Source organism: Glycomyces artemisiae (assembly GCF_003002955.1).
Taxonomy (GTDB): domain Bacteria; phylum Actinomycetota; class Actinomycetes; order Mycobacteriales; family Micromonosporaceae; genus Glycomyces; species Glycomyces artemisiae.
Window position 1 is genome coordinate 248,470 of the sequence record NZ_PVTJ01000003.1, and the last position, 26,158, is coordinate 274,627.

The 26,158-nt window shown below is 72.8% G+C and carries 24 protein-coding genes and 1 pseudogene; 8 read left to right on the plus strand and 17 right to left on the minus strand.

Annotation, left to right across the window (positions count from 1 at the left end; translation table 11 throughout):
* The first annotated feature begins 20 nt into the window (after positions 1–20).
* Positions 21–3,347 (plus strand): DUF4132 domain-containing protein, encoded by a 3,327-nt coding sequence (locus tag B0I28_RS09960; RefSeq protein WP_146148036.1) that lies wholly within the window; start codon positions 21–23, stop codon positions 3,345–3,347.
* Here B0I28_RS09960 and B0I28_RS09965 read toward each other — a convergent pair.
* Genes B0I28_RS09965 through B0I28_RS09975 form a run of 3 tightly spaced genes read right to left on the minus strand, consistent with a single transcriptional unit; the run spans position 3,340 to position 5,566 of the window.
* The gene (locus tag B0I28_RS09965; protein ID WP_106363672.1) at positions 3,340–4,050 is read right to left on the minus strand and encodes a carbon-nitrogen hydrolase family protein; all 711 of its coding nucleotides are present in this window, start codon (positions 4,048–4,050) and stop codon (positions 3,340–3,342) included. The genes B0I28_RS09960 and B0I28_RS09965 overlap by 8 nt on opposite strands.
* Before the next feature lie 23 nt (positions 4,051–4,073).
* On the minus strand, positions 4,074–5,111 hold the full coding sequence (gene pdxA, locus B0I28_RS09970; protein ID WP_106363673.1) for a 4-hydroxythreonine-4-phosphate dehydrogenase PdxA: 1,038 nt from the start codon (positions 5,109–5,111) through the stop codon (positions 4,074–4,076).
* A 20-nt stretch (positions 5,112–5,131) separates the two neighbouring features.
* The gene (locus B0I28_RS09975; RefSeq protein ID WP_106363674.1) at positions 5,132–5,566 is read right to left on the minus strand and encodes a nucleotide-binding domain containing protein; all 435 of its coding nucleotides are present in this window, start codon (positions 5,564–5,566) and stop codon (positions 5,132–5,134) included.
* Positions 5,567–5,602: 36 nt separating this feature from the next.
* Between B0I28_RS09975 and B0I28_RS09980 the strand changes: the two genes are divergently transcribed.
* Entirely contained in the window at positions 5,603–6,043 is a 441-nt protein-coding gene (locus tag B0I28_RS09980; RefSeq protein WP_219926679.1) for a DeoR/GlpR family DNA-binding transcription regulator, read from the plus strand.
* On the opposite strand, the gene B0I28_RS09985 is transcribed toward B0I28_RS09980, so the two are convergent.
* The 7 genes from B0I28_RS09985 to B0I28_RS10015 all read right to left on the minus strand — a co-directional run bounded on the left by B0I28_RS09985 (position 6,040) and on the right by B0I28_RS10015 (position 13,977).
* Entirely contained in the window at positions 6,040–8,343 is a 2,304-nt protein-coding gene (locus B0I28_RS09985) for a M28 family peptidase (protein ID WP_106363675.1), read from the minus strand. The two genes, B0I28_RS09980 and B0I28_RS09985, sit on opposite strands and share 4 nt — an antisense overlap.
* Before the next feature lie 121 nt (positions 8,344–8,464).
* A complete protein-coding gene (locus B0I28_RS09990; protein WP_181245731.1) occupies positions 8,465–9,772 on the minus strand; it encodes an ABC transporter substrate-binding protein in 1,308 nt (435 codons plus the stop codon).
* 23 nt (positions 9,773–9,795) lie between these two features.
* Positions 9,796–10,626 (minus strand): carbohydrate ABC transporter permease, encoded by an 831-nt coding sequence (locus B0I28_RS09995; protein WP_106363677.1) that lies wholly within the window; start codon positions 10,624–10,626, stop codon positions 9,796–9,798.
* The gene (locus B0I28_RS10000) at positions 10,619–11,539 is read right to left on the minus strand and encodes a carbohydrate ABC transporter permease (protein WP_106363678.1); all 921 of its coding nucleotides are present in this window, start codon (positions 11,537–11,539) and stop codon (positions 10,619–10,621) included. The genes B0I28_RS09995 and B0I28_RS10000 overlap by 8 nt, the downstream gene beginning before the upstream one ends.
* A 148-nt stretch (positions 11,540–11,687) precedes the next feature.
* Positions 11,688–12,704: a LacI family DNA-binding transcriptional regulator gene (locus tag B0I28_RS10005; protein WP_106363679.1), complete on the minus strand. Its 1,017-nt coding sequence runs from the start codon at positions 12,702–12,704 to the stop codon at positions 11,688–11,690.
* 105 nt (positions 12,705–12,809) lie between these two features.
* Complete coding sequence (locus B0I28_RS10010) at positions 12,810–13,265, minus strand: hypothetical protein (protein WP_106363680.1); 456 nt, start codon at positions 13,263–13,265, stop codon at positions 12,810–12,812.
* Between the two features lie 106 nt (positions 13,266–13,371).
* The gene (locus B0I28_RS10015; protein ID WP_106363681.1) at positions 13,372–13,977 is read right to left on the minus strand and encodes a hypothetical protein; all 606 of its coding nucleotides are present in this window, start codon (positions 13,975–13,977) and stop codon (positions 13,372–13,374) included.
* A 128-nt stretch (positions 13,978–14,105) separates the two neighbouring features.
* Here B0I28_RS10015 and B0I28_RS10020 point away from each other — a divergent pair, with 128 nt between their 5' ends.
* Positions 14,106–14,759 (plus strand): hypothetical protein, encoded by a 654-nt coding sequence (locus B0I28_RS10020; RefSeq protein WP_106363682.1) that lies wholly within the window; start codon positions 14,106–14,108, stop codon positions 14,757–14,759.
* Here the strand turns inward: B0I28_RS10020 and B0I28_RS10025 are convergent, their stop codons facing one another.
* Positions 14,760–15,641 carry a transketolase C-terminal domain-containing protein gene (locus tag B0I28_RS10025; protein WP_106363947.1) on the minus strand — a complete coding sequence of 294 codons (882 nt, stop codon included), beginning with the start codon at positions 15,639–15,641 and terminating at the stop codon, positions 14,760–14,762.
* Positions 15,642–15,704: 63 nt separating this feature from the next.
* Entirely contained in the window at positions 15,705–16,397 is a 693-nt protein-coding gene (locus B0I28_RS10030; protein WP_425433436.1) for a transketolase, read from the minus strand.
* Between the two features lie 50 nt (positions 16,398–16,447).
* Between B0I28_RS10030 and soxR the strand changes: the two genes are divergently transcribed.
* Positions 16,448–16,903 (plus strand): redox-sensitive transcriptional activator SoxR, encoded by a 456-nt coding sequence (soxR, locus tag B0I28_RS10035; protein ID WP_106363684.1) that lies wholly within the window; start codon positions 16,448–16,450, stop codon positions 16,901–16,903.
* Here soxR and B0I28_RS10040 read toward each other — a convergent pair.
* Positions 16,890–17,825, minus strand: a complete 936-nt coding sequence (locus B0I28_RS10040; protein ID WP_106363685.1) for an SDR family oxidoreductase — start codon at positions 17,823–17,825, stop codon at positions 16,890–16,892. The two genes, soxR and B0I28_RS10040, sit on opposite strands and share 14 nt — an antisense overlap.
* A 165-nt stretch (positions 17,826–17,990) precedes the next feature.
* Here B0I28_RS10040 and B0I28_RS10045 point away from each other — a divergent pair, with 165 nt between their 5' ends.
* Positions 17,991–18,824, plus strand: coding sequence for a helix-turn-helix transcriptional regulator (locus B0I28_RS10045; RefSeq protein ID WP_106363686.1), 834 nt, complete (start codon positions 17,991–17,993; stop codon positions 18,822–18,824).
* 1 nt (position 18,825) lies between these two features.
* Here B0I28_RS10045 and B0I28_RS10050 read toward each other — a convergent pair whose 3' ends face one another.
* Positions 18,826–19,638, minus strand: a complete 813-nt coding sequence (locus tag B0I28_RS10050; RefSeq protein ID WP_106363687.1) for an oxidoreductase — start codon at positions 19,636–19,638, stop codon at positions 18,826–18,828.
* Between the two features lie 2 nt (positions 19,639–19,640).
* A complete protein-coding gene (locus B0I28_RS10055) occupies positions 19,641–20,813 on the minus strand; it encodes a cytochrome P450 (protein WP_106363688.1) in 1,173 nt (390 codons plus the stop codon).
* Between the two features lie 151 nt (positions 20,814–20,964).
* Between B0I28_RS10055 and B0I28_RS28610 the strand changes: the two are divergent.
* Positions 20,965–21,633 (plus strand): annotated as a pseudogene (locus B0I28_RS28610) (GbsR/MarR family transcriptional regulator); the annotation flags it as partial.
* Between the two features lie 24 nt (positions 21,634–21,657).
* On the opposite strand, the gene B0I28_RS10065 reads toward B0I28_RS28610, so the two are convergent.
* Positions 21,658–22,182 (minus strand): ATP-binding protein, encoded by a 525-nt coding sequence (locus tag B0I28_RS10065; protein ID WP_106363689.1) that lies wholly within the window; start codon positions 22,180–22,182, stop codon positions 21,658–21,660.
* Positions 22,183–22,260: 78 nt separating this feature from the next.
* On the opposite strand from B0I28_RS10065, the gene B0I28_RS27200 reads away from it, so the two are divergent.
* A complete protein-coding gene (locus B0I28_RS27200; protein WP_181245757.1) occupies positions 22,261–22,485 on the plus strand; it encodes a hypothetical protein in 225 nt (74 codons plus the stop codon).
* 117 nt (positions 22,486–22,602) lie between these two features.
* Positions 22,603–23,895 carry a CshA/CshB family fibrillar adhesin-related protein gene (locus B0I28_RS10075; RefSeq protein ID WP_106363691.1) on the plus strand — a complete coding sequence of 431 codons (1,293 nt, stop codon included), beginning with the start codon at positions 22,603–22,605 and terminating at the stop codon, positions 23,893–23,895.
* Positions 23,896–23,932: 37 nt separating this feature from the next.
* On the opposite strand, the gene B0I28_RS10080 is transcribed toward B0I28_RS10075, so the two are convergent.
* Entirely contained in the window at positions 23,933–26,023 is a 2,091-nt protein-coding gene (locus B0I28_RS10080) for an MMPL family transporter (protein ID WP_106363692.1), read from the minus strand.
* Between the last annotated feature and the right edge of the window lie 135 nt (positions 26,024–26,158).

Below are 26,158 nucleotides of genomic sequence, written 5' to 3' on the forward strand. Positions count from 1 at the left end.
GTCCCCTTAGGCTGCACGGCATGACGAATCCCCCCAGTGAAGACCGGCTCGTCCTGCCTCCGAAGTGGGCGCGGCACGTGATGCCCAGGCGCGGCAGGGACCAGGCGGCCCCCGTGGAGCTCGACGCCGCCGCGCTCCAGGACGTCGAGCGGCGCATCGCCGACAACTGGGCGCACATCGAGCAGGGCATCGAGCGGAACGGCGCGTACCGGGACGCGATCCTCGCGTACCTCCAGGGCCGGTTCGACCCCGTCGGCGCGTCCGCGCTCATGCACCTCATGGACGCCACCGGGACGCAGACCGTCGCGGCCGCCGACCGGCTCCAGCACCTCGACGCCTGGGTCGCCCGGCACGGCCTCGGCTTCGCGGCGGCGGCGGTCCTCGAATCCGCGGCGGTCTACAACCGGACCTACGCCAAGGACGACCGGTCGATCTCCGACGCGCACTTGGACACGTATCTGGAATGGGTCGAGCCCAAGGGCTGGCGGGGCGCCGAGCCCGCGGCCCACCGCATCCGGGCGCTCCTCGCAGCGGCGGGCGACGAGCAGTACCGGGTCGCCGTCGACACGGTCGCGCAGTTCAGGACCGACCCGCAGCGCATCATCGGCGCGGCCCTGCTCATGCCCACCGAGGCCGCCTGGGTCGAGGCCGCCGTCCCCGCGTTCACCGGGTACTTCGAGCGCCGCCGCGCCGACGACTGGATGGTCTGGCACATCGCCGCCGACCCCCGCGACCTCCACCTCACGCAGCGCCGCGGCCTCACCAACGCCGACGAGCGCAGCCTCGCCCCGCTCATCGCGGGCGTCGGCACCGGTGCGCTCCCCCTCCTCACCAACCAGATCGACGTCTGGTTCGAGCGCCTCTCGAAACCCGCTCGCGCGGCCCTCATGACCGCGATCGGCCTGCTCCCCGCCGACGAGGCGACCGCGCAGCTCATCGACCGGCTCCACCGGCCCGGCGCGCTCACAGTCGCGATGGCGACCGCCGAGCGGTTCCCGCAGCGGACCCTCCGGGCCGTCGCGCTGTGCGCCCAGGACGCCGACGACGAGCGGCGCCGCCTCCTCGGCGGCCTCGTCGGCTCGTCGGAGGCGATGCGGACCGCACTGGAGACCGCGGACGCCGAGACCCGGGAGGCGGTCGACGGGCTCATCGCGACCGGCGACCGGGCCCCCGAAGCCGACATCGACGCGCTGCCGCCGCTCCTGGCGTCCCCGCCGTGGAAGGCCAAGCGGCCCAAGCCGGTCGTCGTCGCAGGACTGGAGCCGGAAGCCGCGACCGCGGTCGTGTGGGCCGACGAGGACGAGCGACGGCTGTGGGCCGCGCTCCGCGAAGAAGACGGCGACGGCGGCTACGACGAGCAGCAGGTGCAGCGGGTCCTGGCCCACTTCGAGAAGTCCGGGGAGATCCACTACCCGATCCTGTTCTTCGCCTGGGCCCGGATCGAAGCCGCCGAGTCGCTCCTCGACCGCTGGGACGGCGAGGCCGGGTACTTCCAGCCGGAAGACCTCCAGCGGATGCTCGCCCGCTTCGGCGACCGCGTCGCCGACCGGATCGTGCCGCTCGTCAAGGGCCGCACCGCCCTCGCCGAAGTCCTCGTGCCCGTCCGCACCCTGGAGGCCGCGCGCCTCGCCGCCGAGTGGATCGCCAGGTCGAAATCGCTGGCGCCCGTCGCGAAGCGGTGGTTCGCACGGCACGCCGAGGCCGCCCCGCACCTGCTCGTCCCCGATGCGCTCGGCGGCGACAAGCCCGCACGCAAGGCCGCCACCGCCGCCCTGCGCCACCTCATCGCCGAGCACGGCGCCGAACCCGTCGCCGCCGCGGCGAAGGCGTACGGCGAAGCCGCGGCGAATGCGATCGACGCGCTCATCGCCGCCGACCCGCTCGACCCCCTCGACGCCACAATCCCCAAGCAGGCCGCCTGGGCCGCACCGGCCCTCCTGCCGCAGGTGCTCCTCAAGGGACGAGCGGCGGCGCTGCCCGCCGAATCGGTGCGGCACCTGCTCACGGTCCTGGCCCTCGACTCCCCCGAGGTCCCGTACGCCGGAGTCGGCGCCGTCGCCGAGGCCTGCGACGCCGCCTCGCTCACCGCGTTCTCGTGGGCCGTGTTCGAGCTGTGGACGGCCGCCGGGGCGCCCGCGAAGGACTCGTGGGCGTTCTCGCAGCTCGCGCATTTCGCCGACGACGACACCGTGGCGCGGCTCGAAGCGCTCATCCGGCGCTGGCCCGGCCAGGGCCAGCACAAGCGGGCCGTCGCCGGGCTCGAACGCCTGGGCGCCATCGGGACCGAGACGGCGCTGCGGGCCCTCTACGCGATCTCCCGGAAGGTCGCGTTCCGCCCGTTGAAGAAGGAGGCCGGGCGCCAGATCGACCTCGTCGCCGCCCGGCTCGGCCTCAGCCCCGAGCAGCTCGCCGACCGGCTCGTGCCGGACTTCGGGCTCGGCGGCGGCCTCGTCCTCGACTACGGGCCGCGGCAGTTCACCGTGGGCTTCGACGAGCGCCTGGTCCCCTGCGCGATCGACGGTGACGGGAAGCGCCTCGCGCGGCTCCCCAAGCCCGGCAAGCAGGACGACGCGGCGGTCGCCGACGAGGCGTACCAGCGGTTCGCGCAGCTGAAGCGGGACGTGAAGAAGGTCGCCGAGGAGCAGGTGCGGCGGCTCGAACGCGCCATGGCCGCGCAGCGGACCTGGACCGGGCCGCAGTTCCTGGAGTTCTTCGCCGACCACCCGCTCCTGCGCCACCTCGCGCGGCGCCTGGTGTGGGAGGCGGTGACCGCTGAAGGGGCCCTGGCGTTCCGGATCGCCGAGGACGGCACCTACGCGGACGTCGAGGAGGAGACGGTCGAGATCCCCGAAACTGCGCGGATCCGGCTCGCGCACCCGGCGGCGCTCGGTGACGCGCTCGCGGCCTGGACCGAGGTGTTCGCCGACTACGAAGTGCTGCAACCGTTCGAGCAGCTCGGCCGCCCGGTCATGGCCTTCACGGAGGAGGAGCTGCGGACAGGGCGCCTGGAGCGGTTCACGGGCAGGTCGATCAGCGTCGGGCGCGTGTTCGCGCTGACGAAGGCGGGCTGGCTCACCGGACCAGCGAACAACCTGTGGGTCGAGCCTGGCGTGCACCTGCCGCTGCCCGGCGGCGGGTACGTCGTGCTGGTCCTGGAGTCGGGCTTCGACGCCTACCTGGGGACCGTCGACGCCGACCAGCCCGACCAGGCGGTCAAGGCCGTGCACCTGTCATCCACGGTGGACTACGACGCGTCGGTCGCGGTGCGGGAGCACCCGACCGCGATCGACGCGGTGACGGCCTCGGAGGTGCTGCGGACGCTCGACCGCTACACGAGCCCTAGGTGAGGGTCGCGGTGACGATGCGGCCCGGCCGGTCGTCGGCCCGGGCGACGACGTCGCCGTCCGGGCCCCACACGGCCGACCCGCCGGAGGCGTCGGGGTAGTCGCTGCCGGGGCCGGCGAAGCAGGCCATGGCGACCCAGACGCCGTAGTCGGCGGCGAGCTTCGGGATGCGGGCGTCGCGGCGGGCGGCGCCCTCCTCGTCGTGGAGGTTGCCGCCGACGTACGCGTCGATGCCGAGCGCCGCCGTGGCCTCGATGTGCGCGTCCATCGCGAAGTCCCGGCAGATCGACAGGCCCAGGCGCCAGCCGTCGACCTCCGCGACGGCGGGCGCGGACCCGGGCGTGAACCGCTCCAGCTCGGGTCCGCCCGGGAACATCTTGCGGTACATGACTTCCGGGCCGTCGGCGTCGAAGCGGACCATCGTGATGTGCTCCTCGCCGTCCTCGGCGAGCGGCGCTCCGACGAGTGCGATCGAGCCGGTCTCCGCGCAGGCCTCGGCGATCGCGCCGAGCGCGGGGTCCTCAAGGGACACGGTCGGGGCGGCCATGGCATAGGACGAGAGGGACAGCTCGGGGAAGACGACGACGCGGGCGCCGGCCGCGCGGATCGCGGCGGCGTGGGCCGCGGCGTTGCCTTCGACGTCGCCGGGCACCAGGTCGGGCTGGGCGAGGGCGATGGTCAAGGGCGGGCGCTGGGTGGTGTCCATACCGCCGACTGTATCTGGATTCGTCAGGCTTGCAGGTCCACCTGCCGCGCCTGGTCCCACACGTGGTGCCAGCCAGGGGCGAGTTCGGCGGCGCGCTCGATGGCGAGGACGAGGGAGCCTTCCCGGGCGATGCCCTTGCCCGCGATGTCGAACGCCGTGCCGTGGTCGACGGAGACGCGCACGACGGGGAGGCCGACGGTGATGTTGACGCCGTCGTCGCCGTAGACCGCCTTGAAGGGGGCGTGGCCCTGGTCGTGGTAGCAGGCGATGACGAGGTTCCACTTGCCGCGCACCGCTTGGGGAATGAGGGCGTCGGCGGCGATGGGGCCGTGGGCGTCGATGCCGCGCGCCTGGGCGCGGGCGACGGCGGGCGCGAGGACGTCGGCGTCCTCGTCGCCGAAGAGGCGGTTCTCCCCCGCGTGCGGGTTGAGCCCGGCGAGGCCGATGCGCGGGTGCTCGCGGCCGAGGGCCTTGCCGAAGGCGGCGGCAAGGGCGATCACGTTGTCGGTGCGCTGCGGCGTGATGTCCTCGATCGCCTGGCGCAGCGAGACGTGCGTGGTGAGATGGAACAGGTAGAGGTCCCCCGCGCCGAGGACGAGCGAGAAGTTCTGCACGCCGAACTCGTGGGCGAGGAGCTCGGTGTGGCCGGGGTAGGGGTGGCCGCCGAGGTGCATGGCGGCCTTGTTGAGCGGCGGCGTGACGATGCCGTCCACTTTGCCTTCCTTGGCGAGGTCGCAGGCGCGCACGACGAACCGGTGCGCGCCGTCCCCGGCGGCGGCCGAGAGTTCGCCGAGGGGGATGTCGCCGAGGGAGGGGCCGGTCTGGACGAGTTCGATCAGCCCTGGGTCGTTGGTCGCGTCCGCGGGGTCGGCGATGACGGCGACCGTGTCGGGGTCGAGGCCCGCGAGGCGTGCGCCGCGGCGCATCGCATCGGCGTCGCCGACGACGACCGGGGCGCAGCGCTCTCGCAGGTCAGGATGTTCGAGGAGCGCGCGGGCGATGATCTCGGGGCCGATGCCGGCGACGTCGCCCTGGGTGACGGCGAGGCGGGGAATGTCCATGGTGGCTGGTCTCCTGTGTGTCAGTGTGCGGGCTGGATGAGGTCGGTGAGCAGGCCGGGCGGGCCGAAGCCGCCCGCTTTCGTCCAGACGTCGAGGCCGGGCAGGCGCAGGAGGGGGACGCCGGGGGCGATGCGCCCGGCGACGAGGGCGCGTGGTGGGCCGAGTGCGGTGAGCACTGCGGCGGCGCCGTCGCCGCCGACGAGGCCGATCGTGCCCGGCTCGGTCGCCCGCACGGCGCGGGCGGCGGCCGTACCGAGGCGGTGCGCGAGGTGCTGGGCGCCTTCGGGGTCGCGGAAAGCGCTGGTGGAGACGATCGCGGGCCGGGGCAGGGCGCGGATCGCGGCTTCCAGGGCGGCGTCGGCGGTGTTCGGGACGTCGAGCACGGTGTGGGCGATGCCGCGCCGCACGGCGTGCGTGATCTGGGCGCGGGTGGCCGGGTTGAGGGAGGAGACCACGACGAGGTCGGTCGGCTGGGGCGGGACGGTGACGTCGTGCGGGGCCGGGTGCCAGACGCGGGCGAGCGCGCGGGCGAGACCCGCGGTGCCGACAGCGAGGACCGGTCGGCCCCGGGCGTCGTCGTGGAGTGCCTCGGCGGGCGGCTGCGCGAAATGAGCGACTCGATGGTCGGGCCGATCGCCGAGGCCGCATTGGAGCGGATGACGTTCGACAAGGTGTTCCTCGGCGCCGACGGCGTCGACGCGGTCCGCGGCATCTGCGAGGCCGACCGCGAGCAGGCCCGCCTCAAGGAGCTCATGGTCCGCTCCAGCGAGGAGGTCGTGGTCCTCGCCGACGCGACGAAGCTCGGGGCGGCGCCGTTCCACGCGTGGACGCGCCTGGGCGCGGACTGGACGCTCGTCACCGACGCCGCCGCGACCGCCGAGCAGCTCGCCCCGTTCGAGGAGCGGGGCGTGCGGGTGATCGTCGCGCCCTAGTCCGCCGCGGCGGCGATCGTGACGGTGTCGGAGAGGCGGTCGCGCGAGCGCATGAGGCCCTCGGGCCGGTCGGTGTAGCCGTCGATCCCCTCGATGCCGTGGGTCTGGTCGAACACGGTGACGTCGCCGAGGTCGCCGTGGAGCGTCAGCGTGAAGCCCTCGGCGGGCACGTTGTAGCACCAGACGACGGCCGGGCCGCCGGGTTCGGCGGGCGCGGCGATCGGGACCTCCGCGGCGGTGCCGTCCGGGAGGGTCACTTCAGCGCGGTCGGCACTGCCGGAGACGGTGAGCCACATGGTGTCCGCGCCGCGCGGCGAGGCCACGCGCAGCACGGCTCCGTCGGCGGTGCGCGACTCGTAGACGACGGTCGGGGGCGCGAGGTCGATCGGCTCGGCGGGGCCGTAGCCTGTGGCCGCGGCGGTGTCGGTGTAGGCCGCGGGCAGGCCCGAGCCGTCGAGGCCGTCCTCGGTGACGTACCCGGCGGTCCACTCGGACCGGTCGATGTCAGTCGAGACCCACGCCGCCGCACCGGTGTCCGCGTCGAGCACATAGGACAGGTAGGCCTGGCGCGGATGCTCGGGGCCGAAGCGGTCCACGGCGAGGCCGACTCCGACGAGCGCCAGCGCGGTGACCGCGGCGGCGGCCGGGACGAAGCGGATGCGGATGCGGCACATGGCGAGCAGCGGCAGTGCGGGCGCGGCGAACAGGACGATGAGGACCGCGGGGACGGCGGCCAGCTCCATGCCGAACGCTTCGAGGAGGTTCGAGGTCCAGCTCAGCTGGACTGCGGCGGGGATGAGGAGGAGCGCGAAGAGGCCGTAGCCGACGAAGCGGGCGCGGCGCGGGTGCGGCTGGAGGAGCATCGCGGCGAGGATGCCGACCGCGGCCAGCGCGGGGATCGCGAACACGAACGACAGGCCGGGGATGAGGACCGCGGTGGCGGTGCCGAGGACGCCGAGCCAGGCGAGCGGCGCCAGCGTGGTCGCGGCTTCGCCGAGGCGGCGGCGCACGGCCGCGTACCAGGCGGTGAGGGCGGCGACGGCGAAGACGAGGATCGCCAGGTAGTAGCAGGTGCGGTTGAACAGGAGGCCGTACTGGTCGGCGTAGCCGGGGCGCAGGGCCTGGAGGGCGGGCCAGAGCGCGACCGCGGCGGCGCCCGAGACGGCGACCGGCAGGAGGAAGGTGAGGAACGCGATCCCGAAGCGGGGCAGGCTGAGTGCGCGCCGGACGCGGGCGAGGACGATCGCCGCGGCGGCTGCGAGGAGGCCGATGAGGGCGATCGGCAGGTTCCAGGCGTCGCTGTAGTGGACGAACAGGCCGAGGAAGCCGAAGAAGGTCTCGTCGTGGCCGGTCTCCAGGTCGGCGAGGTCCATTCCGGCGAGGGCGCGGGCGGTGCCGAGGAGGTTCTCGCCGTGGTGCTGGAGGCTGGCGGGGTCGAGATGGTCCGTGTCGTCGTGCGGGGTGTGGTACCAGGAGGCGCCGCCGATGAACGCGGAGTTGAGTCCGATGTAGCCCGCCTCGTGGAAGCGGGTGAAGTCGGTGTCGTTGGGGAGCTGGCGGTACGCCTCGATCGCGGAGGAGTCGCCGTGGGGGCTGGGGGCGTTCGCCGCGAACACGTCGATCAGCCCTGCGTTGTCCACTGAGGTCTCGAACATGAGGGAGGGCCCGGAGACGCCGCGCGCTTCGAGGTTGAACACGACCGTGGGGGTCCCGCCCGCGGGGTGGGTGCGGGCGTAGGCCTCGGCGCCGAACAGGCCCATCTCCTCGCCGTCGGTGATGAGGACGACCACGTCGTTGCGGTGGGGCCCTTCGAGACTCAGGGCGCGGGCGGACTCGACGATCGCGGCGACCCCGGAGGCGGCGTCGGCCGCGCCGGGCCCGGAGGGCACGGAGTCGTAGTGGGAGGTGAGGAGGACCGTGCCGGTCGGGTCGGTGCCGGGGAGGGTGGCGACGATGTTGTCGACGACGCCGAAGCGCACGAGCGCGTCGCCGTCGACGGCGTCCCGGGCGAGTTCGGTCTGGATCTCGACGTCGAAGCCGAGGGCTTCGAGGTCGGCGGCGAGGAGGTCGCGCACGCGGTCGTGCTCGGCGGTGCCCATGGGGTGGGGCTCGACGGCCATCGCCTCGACGGTGGACCAGGCGCGGTCGGCGCTGAACTCGTCGGCGGGGGCGTCCGCAGCGGCGGGCGCGGGCGGCGTCTCGTCGATCGCCCAGTTGGCGATCCCGATGAGCGCCAAGGCGGTCAGGACGGCGAGGGCGGCCCAGGGCCGCGGGGGCAGGTGCAGGGCGGGGCCGCGCATACGGGGTCCTCTCAGCGTGTGGGCGCCCTCACCCTACCGCCCGGTAGGCGGGCCCGCACGTCCCCGGCTCGGACGTGCGGGCCCGGCGCGGCGGGAAGTCGGTCTCCCGCCGCGGGTCGGGTCATCTGGTCGCGTCGATCTCGCCTTGGAGCTCGGCGATGAACGCGTCGGCGGCGTCCTCCGGCTTCGTCTCTCCGAAGTAGACCTCCTGGCCGTAGCGGGTGATGAGCGGGTTGACGGAGCTGCCGCCGTTGGGGGTCACCCGGATCGGGTCGCCGGTGACGACGGCCTCCAGGTAGTCCACGGCCATCCGCTCGCTCTCGTCCAGTTGCGGCCCCAGGTATTCGAGGATCTCGGTGTTCGCGGGGACGCCGCGCTCGGTGCCGAGGATGTCGGCGGCCTCGCGGCTGTTGACGAGGAAGTCCACGAGCAGGGAGGCCTCGGCGGGGTGCTCGGAGCCGGCCGAGACCGACCAGTACATCGCCGGCTTGATGAAGTTCGCGGGCGTGCCGTTCTGCGGCAGCTGGAGCAGCCGCATGTCGGCCCCGGAACCGCTGCGCAGGGCCGTGATCTGGGTGTTGTGGATGAGCCCGAACGCGGTCTTGCCGGTGGCGAGGCGCCCGCCCTCGACGCCCGCGCCGGTGTCCTCGACCATCTGCTGCGCGGTGTCGGCCGCGCCGGAGGCGATGAGCCCCGCGTAGTACTCCCACTGCTCCACCAGCAGGCCCGGGTCGAGCGAGACGTCCCCGTTCTCGGCGAACAGCTCGTTGCCGTGCTGGCGGGACCAGTAGCGGAGCGAGCCGACGTCGACGCCGCCGGTGATCGCGGTGCCGGTGATGTCGCCGCCGCCGCGCTGTGCGAGTTCGTTCGCGATGTCCGCGTAGTCGTCCCAGGTCCACGCCGTGTCGTCGGGGAGCTCCATCCCGTACTGCGCGAACAGGTCCGCGTTCACGGCGAACGCGAGCACGCCCGAGCCGATCGGCAGCGCGAACTGCGCGCCGTCGACCTGCCCGGTCGGCAGGAGCTCCGGGTCGATCTTCGACAGGTCGAGGAACTCCGCGGCCTCGTTGAGGTCCCAGAGCGCGCCGCGGTCCGAGTAGGAGTTGAAGTACTGCTCGTCCATCTGCACGACGTCGGCGGCGTCGTTCGCGGCGAAGGTCGTCGCCAGGCCGTCCCAGTACGCGCCGAACTCCTTGTACTCGCCGCGCACGGTGATCCGCGGATGCTCCTTCTGGAATGCCTCGATCGCCTCGTTCGTCTGCTGCGCCCGCAGGTCCGAGCCCCACCAGGCGATCCGCAGCTCCACGGGCTCGTCGCTGAGGACCATCTCCCCGCCGCCGCCGATCCCGCACCCGGCGAGCAGCGGCGCCGGGGCGGCGCCGAGGAGTCCGGCCTTGCCGAGGGTGCGGCGGGTCAGTCGCGGTCGCATCTGCGCGTTCCTTTCTCGTCGCATCACTTGCCTCCGGTGGTCGCGATGCCGCGCAGCAGGTAGCGCTGGCCGAACAAGAACACCAGGAACACCGGCAGGAGCGAGACGACGCTCATCGCGAACGTCGCGCCCCAGTTGGTGCCCGCCTGCTGGTCCACGAAGGCGCGCAAGGCGAGCGGCACGGTGTGCATGTCGGGGTCGATGAGGTAGATGAGCTGGGAGAAGAAGTCGTTCCACGTCCAGATGAACGTGAAGATCGCGGTCGTCGCCAGCGCGGGCACCATGAGCGGCAGCACGATCCGCAGGTAGATGCGGGGGTGCCCGGCGCCGTCGATGCGGGCGGCCTCGTCGAGTTCGCGCGGGATGCCGCGGATGAACTGGACCATGAGGAACACGAAGAACGCGTCGGTGGCGAGGAACTTCGGGACGATGAGCGGCAGGAACGTGTTCACCCAGCCGAACTCGGAGAACAGCACGTACTGCGGGACGATGATGACGTGGATCGGGAGCATGATCGTCACGAGCATGATCGCGAACCACCAGCGGCGGCCGGTGAATTCGAGGCGCGCGAACGCGTACGCGGCCATCGAGCAGGCGATGAGGTTCCCGACGATGGCGCCGAGGACCACGATCCCGGAGTTGACCATGAAGTAGCCGAAGGGGTGCTCGAAGGCGTTCCATCCGGCCTCGTAGTTCGCGGTCTCCAGGTCGCTGAGGACGAGGCCGGGGCTGCGGAAGATCTCGTCGTTGGGGCGCAACGAGGAGACGACCATCCACAGCACCGGGTAGAGCATGACCACGGCGCAGAAGATGAGGACGAGGTGCTTGGCGAGCTTGCGGAGGGCGTCAGTCATCGTAGTGCACCCAGTATTTCGAGGCCCAGAAGTTGATCGCGGTGAACGCGGCGATGATGACCAGCAGCAGCCAGGCGAGCGCGGAGGCGTAGCCCATGTCGAAGTTCCCGAAGCCGCGCTGGTAGAGGTACAGCGAGAAGAACAGTGTGGAGTCGGTGGGTCCGCCGGTGCCGCCGGAGACGATGAACGCCTGCGTGAACGACTGGAACGCGTGGATGATCTGGAGCACCAGGTTGAAGAAGACGATCGGGGTGAGCAGCGGCAGGGTCACGGAAGTGAAGCGCCGCAAGGGGCTCGCGCCGTCGACGGCGGCGGCCTCGTAGTACATGACGGGGATCTGGCGGAGCCCGGCGAGGAAGATGACCATCGGGGAGCCGAAGGTCCACACGTTCAGGGTGATGAGCGTGGACAGGGCGGTCTCGGGATCGGAGATCCACCCGCGGCCTTCGACGCCGAAGAGGGCGAGGCCCTCGTTGAACAGCCCGTCGGTGCCGAAGACGGTGCGCCACAGGACGGCGATGGCGACGCTCGCGCCGAGGAGCGAGGGCAGGTAGAACACGGAGCGGTAGAACGCGAGGCCGCGGATGCCGCGGTCGAGGAGGACGGCGAGGCCGAGGGCCAGGGCGAGCTGGATCGGGACCGAGACGAGCACGTACGTGAAGGTGACGGCGAGGGAGCTGTGGAGGCGCTCGTCGGTGAGCATCCGCTCGAAGTTCGCGAGGCCGGTGAACTCGGGGGGCTGGAGGAGGTTGTACTTCGTGAAGCTGAGGTAGAGCGAGGCGGCCATGGGCCCGAGGGTGACGGCGAAGAGGCCGAGGAACCACGGGAGCAGGAACCAGAACGCGGCCTTGTTCTGCGGCTTGGACTTCGGTGCGGCGCCTTTGAGGTGGCGCAGTTCGGCGGCGGCCGTCATGTCGCGGCCCCGGGGGACGGGGGTCGTTGGACCGGCATCGACACTCCTTCGGATCGACGTTTAGTGATCGTTCACTACAGCGGTTGCGCCGAATCTAGTGAACGATCACTGCAAAGTCAATACGCGGCTTGCATCCTGGTATGCGGTTTCAGTGCGGGCGGGCGACGGCCGTGGACTCGCGCCAGATGACCTGGTTGAGCGGGAGTTCGGGCGGGTCGAGCTCGATCCCCGAGAGGGCCTTGACGAGGCGGATCATCGCGCGGCGGCCGAGCCCGGCGAGGTCGATGTGCACCGTGGTGAGCGAGGGCGGGAGGTAGCGGGCGACCTCCAGGTCGTCCCAGCCGGTCACGCTGAGGTCGCGCGGCACTTCGAGGCCGCGGTTCCTGGCGCCGCGGATGACGCCCGCGGCGATCCCGTCGCTGGCGGCGACCACGGCGGTGGGCAGGCGGCCCGCGGGCAGGGCCCGCATGGCCTCCACGCCGGACTCGGCGCTGTAGTCGCCGTCGAAGACGCCGACCGATTCGAGGCCGAAGCGCTCGACGGCGTCGAGGTAGGCGGCGCGGCGGGCGCGCGCCGAGGCGAACTCGGGGTCCCCCGCGACGTGATAGAGCCGCTTGTGGCCCAGGGCCGCAAGGCCTTCCACGATCTCGTAGACGGGCGCGGCGTCGGACAGCTCGCCGAGGCCGCGCATCCGGTCGTCGAAGTCGGCGGAGACGACGACGGCCGCGTCGGCGGGCAGCTCGGCCTCCACGGACGGCAGGATCGGGGCCAGTGCCAGGATGCCCTCGACCTGCCCGGAGTACGCGAGTTCGAGCAGCCGCGCCGACCGCTCCTCGGCGCCCCCTTCGATGGCGACGACCTCGACGGTGAACCCGGCCTCGTGCGCGGCGACCGCGGCGCCGCTGATGAGCTTCGCCGGGTGGCTGTGCACCAGGTTCGGCATGAGTACGGCGATCCGCCCGGTGTGCTTGGTGCGCATGGACCTCGCGAGCAGGTTCGGCCGGTAGTCGAGCTCCCGCACCGCCGCGTCGATCCGCTCCAGCGTCGCGGGCTTCAGCCCCTCCCGGGAGCGCAGGTACCGCGACACGGTCTGGTGCGACACCCCCGCGAGCCGCGCGACCTCCCGGATGGTCGGCCGCCTCCGGCCGGTGGAACGCTCCGTCATCCCCTCAGTATCCCTTCTCGATCGAAGGCAATACTGACACAAGGATGAACGTTCACTCAGAGCGCGGCGCCCCGCCGGTGTCGAGCGAGGCGCCGGGCTGCGGGATCAGCCGTCGGCGGAGACGTCGCCGCCTTCGCCGCACTGGTAGTGGATGCCGCTGCCATCGGTGAGGCAGACTTCGAGTTCGACCTCCTGGCCGGCCTTGACGTTCGGGAACGGGTCCCAGACCATGACGTCGCCCCAGGCGCCGTCGTCGTAGACGCGCACGCCCTGCGAGTCGCCGTCGAGCCAGGCCTCGACCCTGACGTCGTAGCCGTCGGCCCAGGTGTCGTCGATCTCGATGTAGTCGTCGTTGTCGCCGTGTCCGGGTTTGCCCGGGCCGTAGTCGACGAACGTCGCGTACCCGTTGTCGTTCAACGTGCTCACGGTGAAGCCGTCGTCCACCCCGCGCCCGTCCGGCTCGTCCCCCGCGCCTTCGGCCGCGGCGGCCGGCCCGGCCGGCGCTCCCGTCGCGATGACCGCGAACCCCGCGGCGAGCGCCGCCTTGGTGTGCCGTTGCATGGACCCTCCTTCGGTCGTCCTCCGACCCACCATGGGGGCTCGGGGCGCCGCATCGGGCAATACGCGAAAGGGCGTCATGTCGTATGTCCGACTGCCCTAGGCTGCGCTATTCGACCGGTTGGAGGACCGCGGTGAAGGCCACTGCGTCCTCCGGGAAGTTGTCCTCCGCGTAGGCCCACATTTCAGGGGTGACCAGGAGGGCGTCGACGAGGGCGACGCCGTGGGCCTCGTCGGCGCCGCCGCCGAAGACGGTGGCCGGGAACCGCTCGCCCATGTCGTCGGCGATGGCCGTGAGCTCGGCGGCGGTGAGGTCCTCGGCGGGCTCGCCGATCTCCGGTTCGGCGGGCTGGTAGTCGGCGGGGTCGACCTCGCTGAGGAGGAGCGGGTCCTCGGTAAGCGTGAACTGCTTGCCGTCGAAGGTGCCGGTGACCACGAACGTGCCCCACCGGACCCCTTGGGCCTCTTCGTGTTCGACGGCGTCCCACTCCCAGCCGGCGACCGGCAGCCCCTCGCACTGGGGCGGGTAGGACTCCGCGACGAAGGCGCAGAGCCCGGCGCTGTCGCGCTGGGTGGGCTGGAGGACGGTGATGGCGCCCTGGTAGACGAGCGGGTCCGAAGCGGTGTCGGCGTCGCCCGCATCGCCGCCGGTGGTGCCGCCCTGTCCGCACGCGGCCAGCGCGAAGACGGCCGCGAGCGGGGCGATCCGTTTCATATGTCCGTTCATAACCGGTATGACGCCGCGCGGGCGGGCGCGGTTCCCGATGGCGCCGATCCTTTAGGATGCGACGGCCGACAACCTCGTGCGGCAGCGGAATTCACAGTCTGGAGTGTTGAACCCCCTTGAACGACAACCCCGCAGCACAACCGCAGTACTACCCGACCGGCCCGCAGCCGACCCCGCAGGGCGGCCTGCTCCCGACCGGTCCCGACAAGCCCACCCCGGTGGGCCTCGCGCTCGCGGGCGCGGGCCTGCTCCTCCTCGCGGTCGGGTCGCTGATCCCGCAGATCTCCCTCGGCGGCAGCGACGCCGACGACGTCGGCGGGTTCGGCCTGGAGACGGCGGGCGTGAGCCTGCCCGGCCTGCCCCCCGCGCTCATCCTCGTCGTCCTCGTCGGCTGGGCCGCGGCGGGCGTCAAGCCCGGCCTCCAGTGGGCGGTGCGCCTCGGCGGCATCGGCCTCGCGGCGCTCACGGCCGCCGCGGCGCTCCACCCGGTGATCGAGCTGAACGGCGTCTTCGGCAGCGACGCATGGGAGGACGCCGACATCTCCGCGAACGCGGGCGGCGGCATCTGGCTGTTCATCCTCGCCGCCGTCCTCCTCGCCGTCAGCATCTTCCTGATGCGCTGGGCCCCGAGCCCGGCGGCCCCGCAGTACCCCCAGCAGCAGCCCTACCAGCAGGCCCCGCCGCAGCAGCCGGTCCAGCCGCAGCCGACGCAGCAGACCCAGCAGCAGCCGCAGCAGGGCGGCGGCTGGCCGGGCATGCCGCAGCAGTAGTCAGAGGAACGCCTTCAGGCGGGCCGCGATGCCCTCGGCGTCGAGGCCGTGGAGGTGTTCGTGGTCGTCGGCCGTGCCGTAGCGTCGCAGCTCGGCGCGGCCGACGCCCACGGAGAGCAGCCGGTGCGGCCGGTCCGCGAGGGCCGCGGAGGCGACCGCGGCGGAAGTCCCTTCGAGGTAGGGCTCCACGAGGACGACGGTGTTCCCGGTGCGGGAGGCCAGGTCGCGCAGGCCCTCGGTGTCGAGCGGGCGCGGCGTGTTGGTGTAGGCGACCGTGACGTCGAGGCCCTCGGTGGCCGCGAGCGTGTTGTCGAGGAGCGGGCCGACCGCGATCACCGCGGCCCGGGAGCCTTCGCGGAGCACGCGCAGATCGCCGTCCGCCCCGGCGTGCGCGGAGGCGTTGTGGCGCAGTGAGAGTCGCAGGTAGGCGCCTTCGGGGCCGTCGACCGCGCGGTCGAGGAGCGCCGGGACCTCGTCGGCGTGGCCGGGGACGAGGACGCGCCAGCCGGGGAGCGTGTCGAACAGGGCCACGTCGCGGGGGCTGAAGTGCGTGTAGCTGCCTTCGGCCCAGTCGTAGGAGGCGCCCACGGAGACGAGGACGCCGCTGGTCCCCTGGTGCTCGAAGTCGAGCTTCACCTGCTCGAAGGCGCGCTCGACGAGGAACGGCGCGTAGGTGTGCGCGATCGGGCGCAGCCCGGCGAGGGCGAGGCCCCCGGCGGCGCCCACGAGGAGCTGCTCGCGGATGCCAACGTTGACGACGCGGTCGGGGTGGGCCGCCGCGGCCTCCGTGAACAGGTCGGTGGAGATGTCGGCGAGGACGACGGCGACGCGGGGGTCGCGGGCGACGAGCGCGCCGGCGTGCGCGCCGAACGCCTCGCGCATGGTGCGGTCCTGGATTTCGGAGTCCAGTGGGTGCGAACGGAACATGGCAGTCCTCCAGACGGATCAGGCGTGGGGGGTGGCGGTGCTGACGGCGACGGTGACGCGCGGGCCGTCGGGGTGGGGCTCGGTCAGGGACGCGTAGAGCGCGTCGTGGTCGGCCGAGTCGACGGTGGACCCGGTCCAGCCGTTGACGGTGAAGCGCGATTCGATGCCGCCGGGCCAGCCGTGGGACGCCGAGCCGTTGTCGGCGGCGATCACGTGGAGGTTCGGCAGGCCCGTGGCGCCCGCGTACGCGATGGCCTCGTGGTTGGAGCCCTCGTCGAGTTCGGCGTCGCCGACCAGGACGTACACCTGCGAGTCGTACCCCTTGGCGCGCAGGCCGAGTGCGAGTCCCACGCCGAGCGGCAGGCCGTGCCCGAGGGACCCGGCGGAGATCTCCGCGCCGGGCACGAGCGTCGCGTCCGGGTGGGAGCCCAGGCGCGAGTCGACGTCGGCGATCGAGTCGAGCCACTCCTCCGGGAAGAACCCCTTCGCGGCGAGCACCGCGTAGTAGGCGCTGGGGCCGTGGCCCTTCGACAGCAGGAACCGGTCGCGGGCCGGGTCGTCGGGCCGCCGCGGGTCGATGCGCAGGACCCGGTCGTACAGGACCCAGATCGGGTCGAGCGTGTAGGTCTTGACGACCGGGTAGCGGATGTCGGTGACGGAGCGGCGCGCGAGCGCCAGGGCGTCCTCGTAGGTGGCGGTCATAGCGGACATCATGTAACTTCAAGTCGACTTGAAGTAAAGCGGTTAGTGAGCGGGGACACATGACGGAGCACGATCCGCACGCGGTGCTGACGATCGGCGACTTCGCCGCGCGCGCCGGGGTCGCGACCTCGGCGGTGCGGTACTACGAGTCGCTGGGCCTGGTCGCCTCGGTCCGTACCGGCGGCAACCAGCGCCGCTACCGGAGGGCCGAGCTGCGGCGCGTCGCGTTCGTGCGCGCCGCCCAGTCCATCGGCCTCTCGCTGGAGGAGGTCAAGGACGCGCTCGACCGGCTGCCCGGCAGGCGCGTCCCCGACCGGGCGGACTGGCTGCGGCTCTCCGCCGAATGGCGGCGGCGGCTGGACGAGGAGATCAAGCGGCTCCAGGCGCTCAAGGAGGACATCGACGGCTGCGTCGGCTGCGGCTGCCTCTCACTCGACAAGTGCGCGGTCTACAACCTCCGCGACCGCCACGCCGCCGACGGCCCCGGGCCGCAGCGCGGCTTCAAGACCGCGTAGGGAACGCGGCCCCGGTGAGCCGTTCGGAGGTCTCCCAGACGCGCGCGGCCTCGGCCTCGCTGCGCAGCGTCGGGTAGAGGCGCTGCGGCGCGGGCGGGCCGCCGAGGTGCCCGGGTCCGCTGGGGCCGTAGAGGACGCCGGGTTCGCCGGTGGCCGCGGTCAGGGCCGGGAGCTGCGCGGTGGCGACCGTGCCGAGGAGGATGCCGCGGGCCGAGAGCCAGCGGATGAGGCGCACCGCGGGCGTGTCGGTGTCGCGGCCGAGTTCGGGCCGGGCGGCGAGGAGGCTCGTGGGGGCGACGCCGGGATGCGAGAGGTTGCTGGTGATCCCCCAGCCCGCGGCGCGGCTGCGGCGGTCGAGTTCGAGGCCGAACAGGCCGAACGCGATCTTCGACTGGCTGTAGGCGCGCTGGCCGTGGTAGCCGCGCTCCCAGTTGAGGTCGTCCCAGTTGATGCGGCCGCTGCGGGCGGCGATGCTGATCTGGGAGGTGACGCGGGCGCGCCCCGCGCGCAGCAGCGGCAGCAGGCGGGCGGTGAGCGCGAAGTGCCCGAGGTGGTTGGTGCCGAACTGGAGCTCGAAGCCGTCGGCGGTGGCCTGGCGCTCGGGCGGGGTCATGACGCCCGCGTTGTTGACGAGCAGGTGGACCGGGCGGCCGTCGGCGACGAGCGTGTCGGCGAGGGCGGCGACGGAGTCGAGGGACGACAGGTCGAGCGCCTGGAGCTCGACGTCGGCGCCGGGGACGGCGCGGCGGATGCGGTCGGCGGCGCGTTCGCCCTTGGCGCGGTTGCGCACGGGCATGACGACCTGGGCTCCGGCGGCGGCGAGGCGTTCGGCGATGCCGAGGCCCATGCCGTCGCTGGCGCCGGTGACGACGGCCCGGCGGCCGGTCAGGTCGGGGACGGTGATGTCGATGTGTCGTGGCATGAATCACTCCTCGCTGGTCAGACAACCACAATGCGACGGATCGCGGGCCCGATCCAGGGCCCGTCGATCCGAGGCTGCGAGGGGCGCGGCTGCGGAAGGGGGGATCGGCGGGCCGTGGTTCGGCGCCGCCGGGGGCGGTATACAGGTCGTGACGAGGGAGGCGCATTGATCGACCGCACAGGACTGGCCGGGTTCCTCCGGTCGCGCCGCGAGGCGCTGCAACCGGAGGACGTGGGGCTGCCGCGGGGTGCGCGGCGCCGGACCGCGGGGCTGCGCCGCGAGGAGGTCGCGGCGCTGTGCCACATGTCGGTGGACTACTACTCGCGGCTCGAACGCGAGCGGGGCCCGCAGCCGTCGGAGCAGATGCTCGCCTCGATCGCGCAGGGCCTGCACCTCTCCAGGGTCGAGCGCGACCACCTGTTCCGCCTCGCGGGGCACCGGCCGCCGGTCGCGGGGGCGGGCGCCGAGCACCTGAGCCCCGGGCTGCTGCGCATCTTCGACCGGCTCGGGGACACGCCCGCCGAGATCGTCACCGAGCTGGGCGAGACGCTGCGGCAGACCGCGCTCGGCGCCGCGCTCACCGGGGACGCCTCGCGGTACACCGGACCCGAACGGAGCCTTGGTTTCCGGTGGTTCACCGTGCCGGGGGCGCGGGACCGGTACGCGCCGCGGGAGCACGCGTTCCTCGGCCGCCTGTTCGCGTCGGGGCTGCGCGAGATCGCCGCGCTGCGCGGCCCGGGATCGCGGGCCGCGCAGCTCGCCGGGCTGCTCCTCGACCGCAGCGAGGAGTTCCGGCGCCTGTGGGCGGGCCACGAGGTGGGCGTGCGCCCGGACGAGGTCAAGCACTTCATCCACCCGGAGGTCGGCGAGATGGAGCTGCACTGCCAGCGCCTCGTCGACCCCGACAGCTCGCATTCGCTCCTGGTGTACACGGCCGTGCCCGGCACCGAGAGCCACGAGCGGCTGCGGCTCCTCGCGGCCGTCGCGCCGCCGGTGTGAGTCAGGCCTTGCGGGTGACCATCGCGTCCCATTCGCGGTCGGGCAGGGACCGGTTGAGGTCCAGGAGCCGCTCGGCGAGGTGGCCGACGGCGTAGCGGGTCTCGGGCCGGTCCGCTTCGACCGCTTCGCGGATCGCGGCGGCGACCACGGCCGGGTCGGAGGCGTCGTCGAGGCCGGTCTCGGCTGCCTTCGCCATGGCCTCGGCACGGTCGGCGTAGAGGCCGTCGCCGGAGTAGTGGCGCAGCTGCGCGGCGGTCGAGTCCTCGAAGGGGGTGCGGATGATGCCGGGCTGGACGACGACCACGTCGATCCCGAAGGGCTGCACCTCCATCCGCAGCGTGTCGGAGAGGGCCTCCAAGGCGTGCTTGGACGCGTAGTACCAGGCGCCGAGCGGGAGCGCGATCTCGCCGCCGATCGAGGAGACGTTCACGATGCGCCCGAAGCCGTGCTCGCGCATCGACGGCAGGACGAGCTGCACGAGGCGGGCCGGGGCGAGGACGTTCAGTTCGAACTGGTCGCGGGCGAGGCCGAGCGGGACTTCTTCGACGGAGCCGTGGAGCACCGAGCCGGCGTTGTTGACGAGCACGTCGATGCGGCCCTCGGCGTCGAGCACGGTGTCGACGGCGCGTTCGAGGTCGCCGCCGCTGCGCGCGTCGGTGCGGATCGCGTGGCCCCCGGCGGCGACGATCGGCTCCATGTTCGGGACGCGGCGGGCGGCGCCGTAGACGGTGTGCCCGGCCGCGGCCAGATCGAGCGCGGCGGCGAGGCCGATGCCGGAGGAGGCGCCGGTGATGAGGCAGACCCTGGGTTCCATCGTCATGCCTTCCAGTCGACGGGCAGTTCGTGGACGCCGTAGACGACCATGTCGGTGCGCAGCGGGACCTGCTCGGGCGGGACGGCCAGGCGCAGGTCCGGGAAGCGCGAGAACAGCGCGGAGAGGACCACTTCGAGTTCGACGCGGGCGAGCTGCTGGCCGAGGCACTGGTGGATGCCGTGGCCGAAGCCGACGTGGCCGTTCGCGTTGCGGCGCAGGTCGAGCCGGTCGGGGTCGGGGAACTTCTCCGGGTCGTGGTTCGCCGCGGGGATGGAGACGGTGACGGCTTCGCCGGCCTTGATCGTCTCGCCGTGCAGCTCGATGTCCTCCAGGGCGGTGCGCACGAGGACGGGGACGACGCTGAGGTAGCGCATCAGCTCCTCCACCGCGCTGGTGATCGAGCCCGGTTCGGCGCGCAGGAGCGCGAGCTGGTCGGGGTTGGCCAGGAGCGCGAACGCGCCCATGCCGATCATGTTCGAGGTCGTGTCGAGCCCCGCGCCGAGGAGCAGGAACGCGATCATGACGAGCTCCTGGTCGGTGAGGTCGGTGTGGACCAGGTCGGAGAGCAGGTCGTCGGTGGGGTCCTCGCGCTTGCGGGTCACGAGGCCGCTCAGGTAGGTGAACAGGACGGCGCTGGTGGCCTGGAGTTCTTCTCTGGTGGCGCCCAGGCGGAACAGCGGGGCCGACTCGCGTTCGAACTCGGCGCGCTCGTCTTGCGGGATGCCGAGGAGTTCGCCGATCATCTCAGCGGGCACCGGGAAGGCCAGGGCCGCAATGAGGTCGACGGGACCGTCCTGTTCGGCCATGGCGTCGAGGCGGTCTTCGGTGAAGGCGCGCACGCGTTCGGAGAGCAGGCGCATCCGCCGGGTCGTGAACTTCCCCGCGAGGACGCGCCGGTACCGGGTGTGGTCGGGCGGGTCGAGGGAGATGAGCGCGCCGGGCGGGGCGGGGTCGGTGGAGCCGTTCAGGCCCGGGATGGGGAGGTGGCGCAGGTCGGTGCGGGAGCTGAAGCGGCGGTCGGCGAGCACGTCGCGGACGACGGCGTGGCTCGTCGCGAGCCAGCCCTCGTGGCCGTCCGGGTAGCGCATGCGGGCCAGCGGCGGCAGCGCGTGGAGCGCGGGCGGCGGGTCGAACGGCCGGTCGGCCGGGCGCTCGGTGGGCAGTGACGGGATCATCGTGGACTCCTTCCGCGGGTTTCCTTGTCCCGGTTCGGATCGTATGCTCAGGTTTCACGATCGCACTACCATTGGTTCGGAAAGCGCCAGCTCAGGGCCGTGAAGGCGGTGCAATGACCGTGCAGCTCGATGCATCGGAGAGGACGCCGGAATGCCTGGGGGACGGCTGGGGTTCGAGGACCGGCGGCGGATCGCCGCCGGGCTCGCGCAGGGGTTGAGCTGCGCGCAGATCGCGCGGGTGCTGGGTCGGCCGGGGTCGACGGTGAGCCGCGAAGTCGCTCGGAACGGCGGACCGCGGCGGTACCGGGCGAACCTCGCGCAGCAGGCGTCGCAGTGGCGGGCGCGGCGGCGCGAGCCGCACCCGGCGCACCCGGTCCCGCCGGACGGGCCGCTCGACCGGCGCGAGTTCCAGGAGCGGTTCGCGCAGGTGATGACCGAGACCGGATTGCCGCCGATGACGGCGCGGGTGATGGCGTGCCTGTACACCGTCGACGCCGACGGGATCGGCGCGGCGGCGCTGGCCGAGCGGCTCGGCGTCAGCCCCGCGTCGGTGTCGAAGTCGGTGTCGTGGCTGGTGGACCGGGGCATGGTCGTGCGCGAACGCGACGGGCGGCGCCAGCGGTACCGCATCCACGAGCAGTCGTCGTACTTCGCGTGGCGGCGCAGCATCGAGGGGATCGCGCGCTGGGCGGACCTGGCGGCCCAGGGCGCGGCACTGTACGGCGAGGGGCCCGCGGCCGAGCGGCTGCGCGCCTCCGAGGAGTTCTACCGGTACCTGGGGCGGGACATGGCGCAGGCCGCGGAGCACTGGCGGCAGATCCTCGGCGTGCCCGAGGAGGAGCGGTTACCAGCCGGTGTGCGCGACGATCTCGGCGGCGATGTCGGTGACGGTGCGGTCGTCGGTGGGCACGCGGCGGACCCATGCGGGGGCGTTCGCTTCGAGGTAGGCGGCGGCGCGGGCGCTGCGCTCCACGTGCGCGTCGTAGGCGCCGCCGATCTCGCGGCCGCGCAACCGGTTTGCGGCGGTCGCGTCCGCGGCGGTGAGGAGGACCCCGATGGGCGTGACGGGCCCGCCCATCGCCGCGGCGAGCATCGCGGACTCGGTGACGGCCACGGTGTTGCAGTAGACCAGGCGGCGGCAGCCGAGGGCGGCGTAGTTGCCCCACACGGCCGCGAGGTTCCGCGCAGTGATCGCGGACCGGTCGGGGTCGTCCGCGGGCGCGGGGTGGATCTGGTCGAGGAAGTCGCCTTCGATGTGGGCGTGGGCGACCGCGCGCTCCTGGAGCAGCGCGGAGACCTCCCAGGCGACGGTGCTCTTGCCGGACCCGGAGCGGCCGCCGATGAGGAGCAGTTCGGATGCTGTTGTCATGCCGCGATTCTGGCAGGACCCCGGCGGTGGCTCGACCGTTTTATGGTGGAGCCCCCGCCCAAGCGAAGGAGCCCCCCAATGGCAGTCATCGTGACCCTGGTCCTCGTCGGGTTCGCCCTGGTGGTGATCGTGGCCGTAGCCGGCCGCGGCAAGTCCCGCGGCGGCTCCGGCTCGTACACGTACTCGGACACCTCCGGCTCCACCTGGAGCTCCGACAGCGGCAGCGGCTCCTCCTCCGACTGCGGCCCGGGCGACTCGGGCGGCGGGGGCGGGGACTCCGGCGGCGGCGGGGGCTGCGACTAGCCGCGGTGCCGGCCCGCGACCTGCTCGCGTGAGCGGCGCGTACGTGCGGAGAAACGCCTGAATTGCCCCTTATGCTCAGTGGATTGCCCGTCCCACGAGCCCAAGGATTCCTGCACGATGACGACGTTCCTCAAGATCGCGGGCGCGGCGGCGGCCGCCTCCGCCGCCATGGCGTTCCTGGCGCCGCCCGCTCCCGCCGCCGCGCAGGAGACCGGGTGCTCCTACGGGAGCGGCGGCGACAACGCCTCCACGATCTGCTGGATCGACATGGGCGGCTTCGACATGGCGACCGCGATGAGCGCCGCGGGCCAGCCGATGACGATCGAGCTCAACGCCGATTACACGATGTCGTTCACGTTCAAGTACACCGCGGGCGCGAACGGCTACCGCGTCATCAAGGCCGTCCCGTTCCCCACGTACAGCAAGGCTCCGATCGGCAACACCGCCTACACCGGGACCTCCGGGGCGCCCGCGCTGTACCAGCAGGTCGACGCCGGGACCGGCGCCAGCGGCGACCTCGGGACCCTCACCATCGAAGACCTCGTGGTCACCGGGCCCTCCGGCCGGGCCCTCGGCGGGTACGGCATCGTCATGGCCGACGCCGAGACCACCAACCGCGGCGAGGGCCTCACGTTCGCCTCCGACGAGACCATCGACCAGCTCGGCGTGGCCGACATGCCGGGGGCCGAACCCGCGTGCGGCGGGGAGCTCTCCGGGCTCGGGACGACCTCGGTGACGTGCCGCGGCAACACCGCGGGCGGCCTGGCCGTGCAGGAGATCCTGCTCTACGCCGACTCGCCGACGACCGCGTCGATCGGGTTCCTCGACCGGACCGCGAACGCCGTCCAGGGCGTGGCGTTCGGGCTCCTCACCGCAAAAGTGGCGCTCACCAAGGAGATCGAGGACCGCACCTCGGCGAGCGACTCGTTCGCGCTGTCGATCACCGACGCCGACGGCAACAGCATCGGCGAGGCGTCCACCGGGGACGCCGACACGACGGCCATCGACCCGGTCACCGTGGTCGCGAACCGCGCCGGCCGCGAGTACACGTTCGGCGAGACCGCCGAGAACGCCACCGACCTCGCCTCGTACACGCAGGACTGGTCGTGCACGAACAACGGCGCGGCCGACCCCGGCCTGCCGTCCGGGAGCGGCACGGAGCAGACCGTCGCCGTGAACGTCGGCGACGACATCGCCTGCACCGTCACGAACACCGGCACGCCGCCGGTCGAGCCGAGCGGCGGCCCGAGCGAACCCGGGGCCCCGAGCGGAGGCGAGGACGGCGACGACGGCGCGCTCCCCGAGACCGGCAGCTCCCCCGTCAGGATCGGCATCCTCGCGGCGGCGGTCGTCGCCGTCGGCACCGCGGGACTCCTCATGGCCCGCCGCGCCCGCCGCACCACCTGGTAGGAGCTGAGGCGCCCCTCGCGGGAGGGGCGCCCCCGCGTCACCGGGCCGCGGCCACCGGTTCCCGGTCCGGTTCGGGCGCAACGGGACCGCGGTCGCGGAAGAGGCGGCTCGGCCACCACATCCACCGGCCCGTGTCGAGCGTCAGCGCCGTCACGAGGACCGACCGGACCACGAGCGTGTCGAGCAGGACCCCGAACGCGACCGCGAACCCCAGTTCCACGGCGAACACCAGCGGCAGCGACCCCATCGCCGCGAACGTCCCCGCCAGCACCAGGCCCGCCGAGGTGATGACGCCGCCCGTGGCCGACAGGCCCTCCAGCGCGGCCCGCTTCGTCCCCAGGGTCGGCGCGAGCTCGCGCACCCGCGCCACCAGGAAGATGTTGTAGTCCACCCCGAGCGCCACCAGGAACACGAACACCAGCAGCGGGAACGAGGCCTCGGCGCCCGCGAACCCGAAGACGTGCTCGAACACCAGGGCGCTGACGCCGAGGGCCGCACCGAACGACAGCACCACCGTCGCGATGAGCAGCAGCGGCGCCACCAGGGCCCGCAGCAGCAGCGCGAGGATGAGGAACACCGTCGCGAGGACGATCGGGATGATCACCAGCGAGTCGCGTTCGGCCGCGGCCTGCGTGTCGAGCAGGACCGCGGTGCTCCCGCCGACGAGCGCGTCGGGGCCGACCGCCTCGCGGGCGCGCTCGACCGCCGCGAGGGCGCCGTCGCCGGTCGGGGCGTCCTCCAGTTCGGCGAGGATGAGGGCTTCCGAGCCGTTGACGACCGGTTCGGCCACGGCCGCGATGCCGTCCACTTCAGACAATGATGCGGTGATCGCGGCGGTATCCACTGCGTCTGCGAGGACCAGCACCGGGTCCCCCGCGCCGGCCGGGAAGTGCGCGGCGAGGACCGCCTCGCCGGTGACCGACTGCGGCTCGCCCGTGAACTGGTCCCGGGCGGCGAGCCCGTCGGCCTTCAGCTGGACCAGGCCGATCGCCATGGCGCCCAAGATGAGCGCGGTCCCGATCCACACGATGCGGGGGCGCTTCGCGACCGCCGCGCCGATGCGGGTCCACACGCCGGGCTTCGCGGACTCGGCCGTCCCGAACCGGGGCCGGGCGGGCCAGAACACCCACCGGCCGCACGCCACGAGCAGCGCGGGCATGAGCGTCGTCATCGCCAGCAGGCCCACGATGATCCCGATCGCGCAGGCCGGGCCCATGCCCTGCGTCGACTTCAGCGCCGCGAACATGAGCAGCATCAGGCCGATCGCCACGGTCGCAGCGCTGGCGACCAGCGCGGGGCTGGAGCGGTGCAGCGCCTCGGCCATCGCCTCGTGCCGGTCCTCGTGGCGACGCAGCTCCTCACGGTAGCGGGAGATGAGCAGCAGCGCGTAGTCGGTGGCCGCGCCGAACACGAGCACGGTGAGGATGAAGCTGGTCTGGTTGTTGACGACGAGACCGGCGTGCTTGGCGAGCAGGTAGATCACGGCCTCGGAGCCGACGAGCGCGCCGCCCGCGGTGAGCAGCGGCAGGATCGGGAGCACCGGGCTGCGGTAGGTCAGCAGCAGGATGCCGACCACGACGAGGGCCGTGATCGCGGTGAGGGCGCCGGAGCCGCTGAACGCCTTGATCGAGTCGGAGGCGTTCCCGGCCGGGCCGGTGACGTAGAAGTCGAGGCCCTCGGGGCCGCCCGCGGCGGCGCCGGTCATGTCGTCGACGATCGCGCCGAGGCCGTCCCAGCCCTCCTTGCCCTTGTGGACGGGGACGACGATCTGGATCGCCTCGCCGTCCTCGGAAGTGAAGGGCCCCTGGGGTTCCCCTTCGACGCCGTCGAGGAGCGCGAACGCGGCCGCGTCGGCCGCGGCCTTCGCGAGGTCGGCGTCGGTGACGCCGCCGTCGCGTTCGTAGACGACGATCGCGGGCACGGTGTCGGCGGGCAGGAAGTCCGCGGCGCGCTCGGCGACCTCGGTCGACTCGGCGTCCGCGGGCAGCCAGGCCGAGTTGTCGTTGTCCTCGACCTCGCCGAGCCTCCCGGCGAGCATTCCGGCGGGCACGAGGAGCGCGATCCACACGGCGATCACCGCCCATTTCGCGCGCCTCCCGGCCGGGAGCGTCATGAGTTTCCGTAGCATGCGGAGTCCTTTCGGGTGTCTGCCCACCCGACGACGCACCGGCCGGGAACGTGAGGCGCCGGGCGCAGCTCACATTCCGGGGGCCCGCATCGTCGGAGGGAGGAGAGGGAAGGTGGACCCGTGGACGGAACCGAC

Excerpts from the sequence above, each read along its gene's own strand:
- soxR (WP_106363684.1), top strand. The coding sequence starts at position 16,448 with ATGACGGAGCACGATCCGCACGCGGTGCTGACGATCGGCGACTTCGCC.
- B0I28_RS10065 (WP_106363689.1), bottom strand. The coding sequence starts at position 22,182 with ATGACAACAGCATCCGAACTGCTCCTCATCGGCGGCCGCTCCGGGTCC.
- B0I28_RS10000 (WP_106363678.1), bottom strand. The coding sequence starts at position 11,539 with ATGACGGCCGCCGCCGAACTGCGCCACCTCAAAGGCGCCGCACCGAAG.
- B0I28_RS10040 (WP_106363685.1), bottom strand. The coding sequence starts at position 17,825 with ATGCCACGACACATCGACATCACCGTCCCCGACCTGACCGGCCGCCGG.
- B0I28_RS09965 (WP_106363672.1), bottom strand. The coding sequence starts at position 4,050 with ATGGACACCACCCAGCGCCCGCCCTTGACCATCGCCCTCGCCCAGCCC.
- B0I28_RS09960 (WP_146148036.1), top strand. The coding sequence starts at position 21 with ATGACGAATCCCCCCAGTGAAGACCGGCTCGTCCTGCCTCCGAAGTGG.
- B0I28_RS09985 (WP_106363675.1), bottom strand. The coding sequence starts at position 8,343 with ATGCGCGGCCCCGCCCTGCACCTGCCCCCGCGGCCCTGGGCCGCCCTC.
- B0I28_RS10005 (WP_106363679.1), bottom strand. The coding sequence starts at position 12,704 with ATGACGGAGCGTTCCACCGGCCGGAGGCGGCCGACCATCCGGGAGGTC.
- B0I28_RS10080 (WP_106363692.1), bottom strand. The coding sequence starts at position 26,023 with ATGCTACGGAAACTCATGACGCTCCCGGCCGGGAGGCGCGCGAAATGG.
- B0I28_RS27200 (WP_181245757.1), top strand. The coding sequence starts at position 22,261 with ATGGCAGTCATCGTGACCCTGGTCCTCGTCGGGTTCGCCCTGGTGGTG.
- B0I28_RS10025 (WP_106363947.1), bottom strand. The coding sequence starts at position 15,641 with ATGCGCGAGGCGTTCGGCGCGCACGCCGGCGCGCTCGTCGCCCGCGAC.
- B0I28_RS10015 (WP_106363681.1), bottom strand. The coding sequence starts at position 13,977 with ATGAAACGGATCGCCCCGCTCGCGGCCGTCTTCGCGCTGGCCGCGTGC.
- B0I28_RS10050 (WP_106363687.1), bottom strand. The coding sequence starts at position 19,638 with ATGGAACCCAGGGTCTGCCTCATCACCGGCGCCTCCTCCGGCATCGGC.
- B0I28_RS09990 (WP_181245731.1), bottom strand. The coding sequence starts at position 9,772 with ATGCGACCGCGACTGACCCGCCGCACCCTCGGCAAGGCCGGACTCCTC.
- B0I28_RS10075 (WP_106363691.1), top strand. The coding sequence starts at position 22,603 with ATGACGACGTTCCTCAAGATCGCGGGCGCGGCGGCGGCCGCCTCCGCC.
- B0I28_RS10010 (WP_106363680.1), bottom strand. The coding sequence starts at position 13,265 with ATGCAACGGCACACCAAGGCGGCGCTCGCCGCGGGGTTCGCGGTCATC.
- B0I28_RS10030 (WP_425433436.1), bottom strand. The coding sequence starts at position 16,397 with ATGTCCGCTATGACCGCCACCTACGAGGACGCCCTGGCGCTCGCGCGC.
- pdxA (WP_106363673.1), bottom strand. The coding sequence starts at position 5,111 with ATGGACATTCCCCGCCTCGCCGTCACCCAGGGCGACGTCGCCGGCATC.
- B0I28_RS09995 (WP_106363677.1), bottom strand. The coding sequence starts at position 10,626 with ATGACTGACGCCCTCCGCAAGCTCGCCAAGCACCTCGTCCTCATCTTC.
- B0I28_RS10055 (WP_106363688.1), bottom strand. The coding sequence starts at position 20,813 with ATGATCCCGTCACTGCCCACCGAGCGCCCGGCCGACCGGCCGTTCGAC.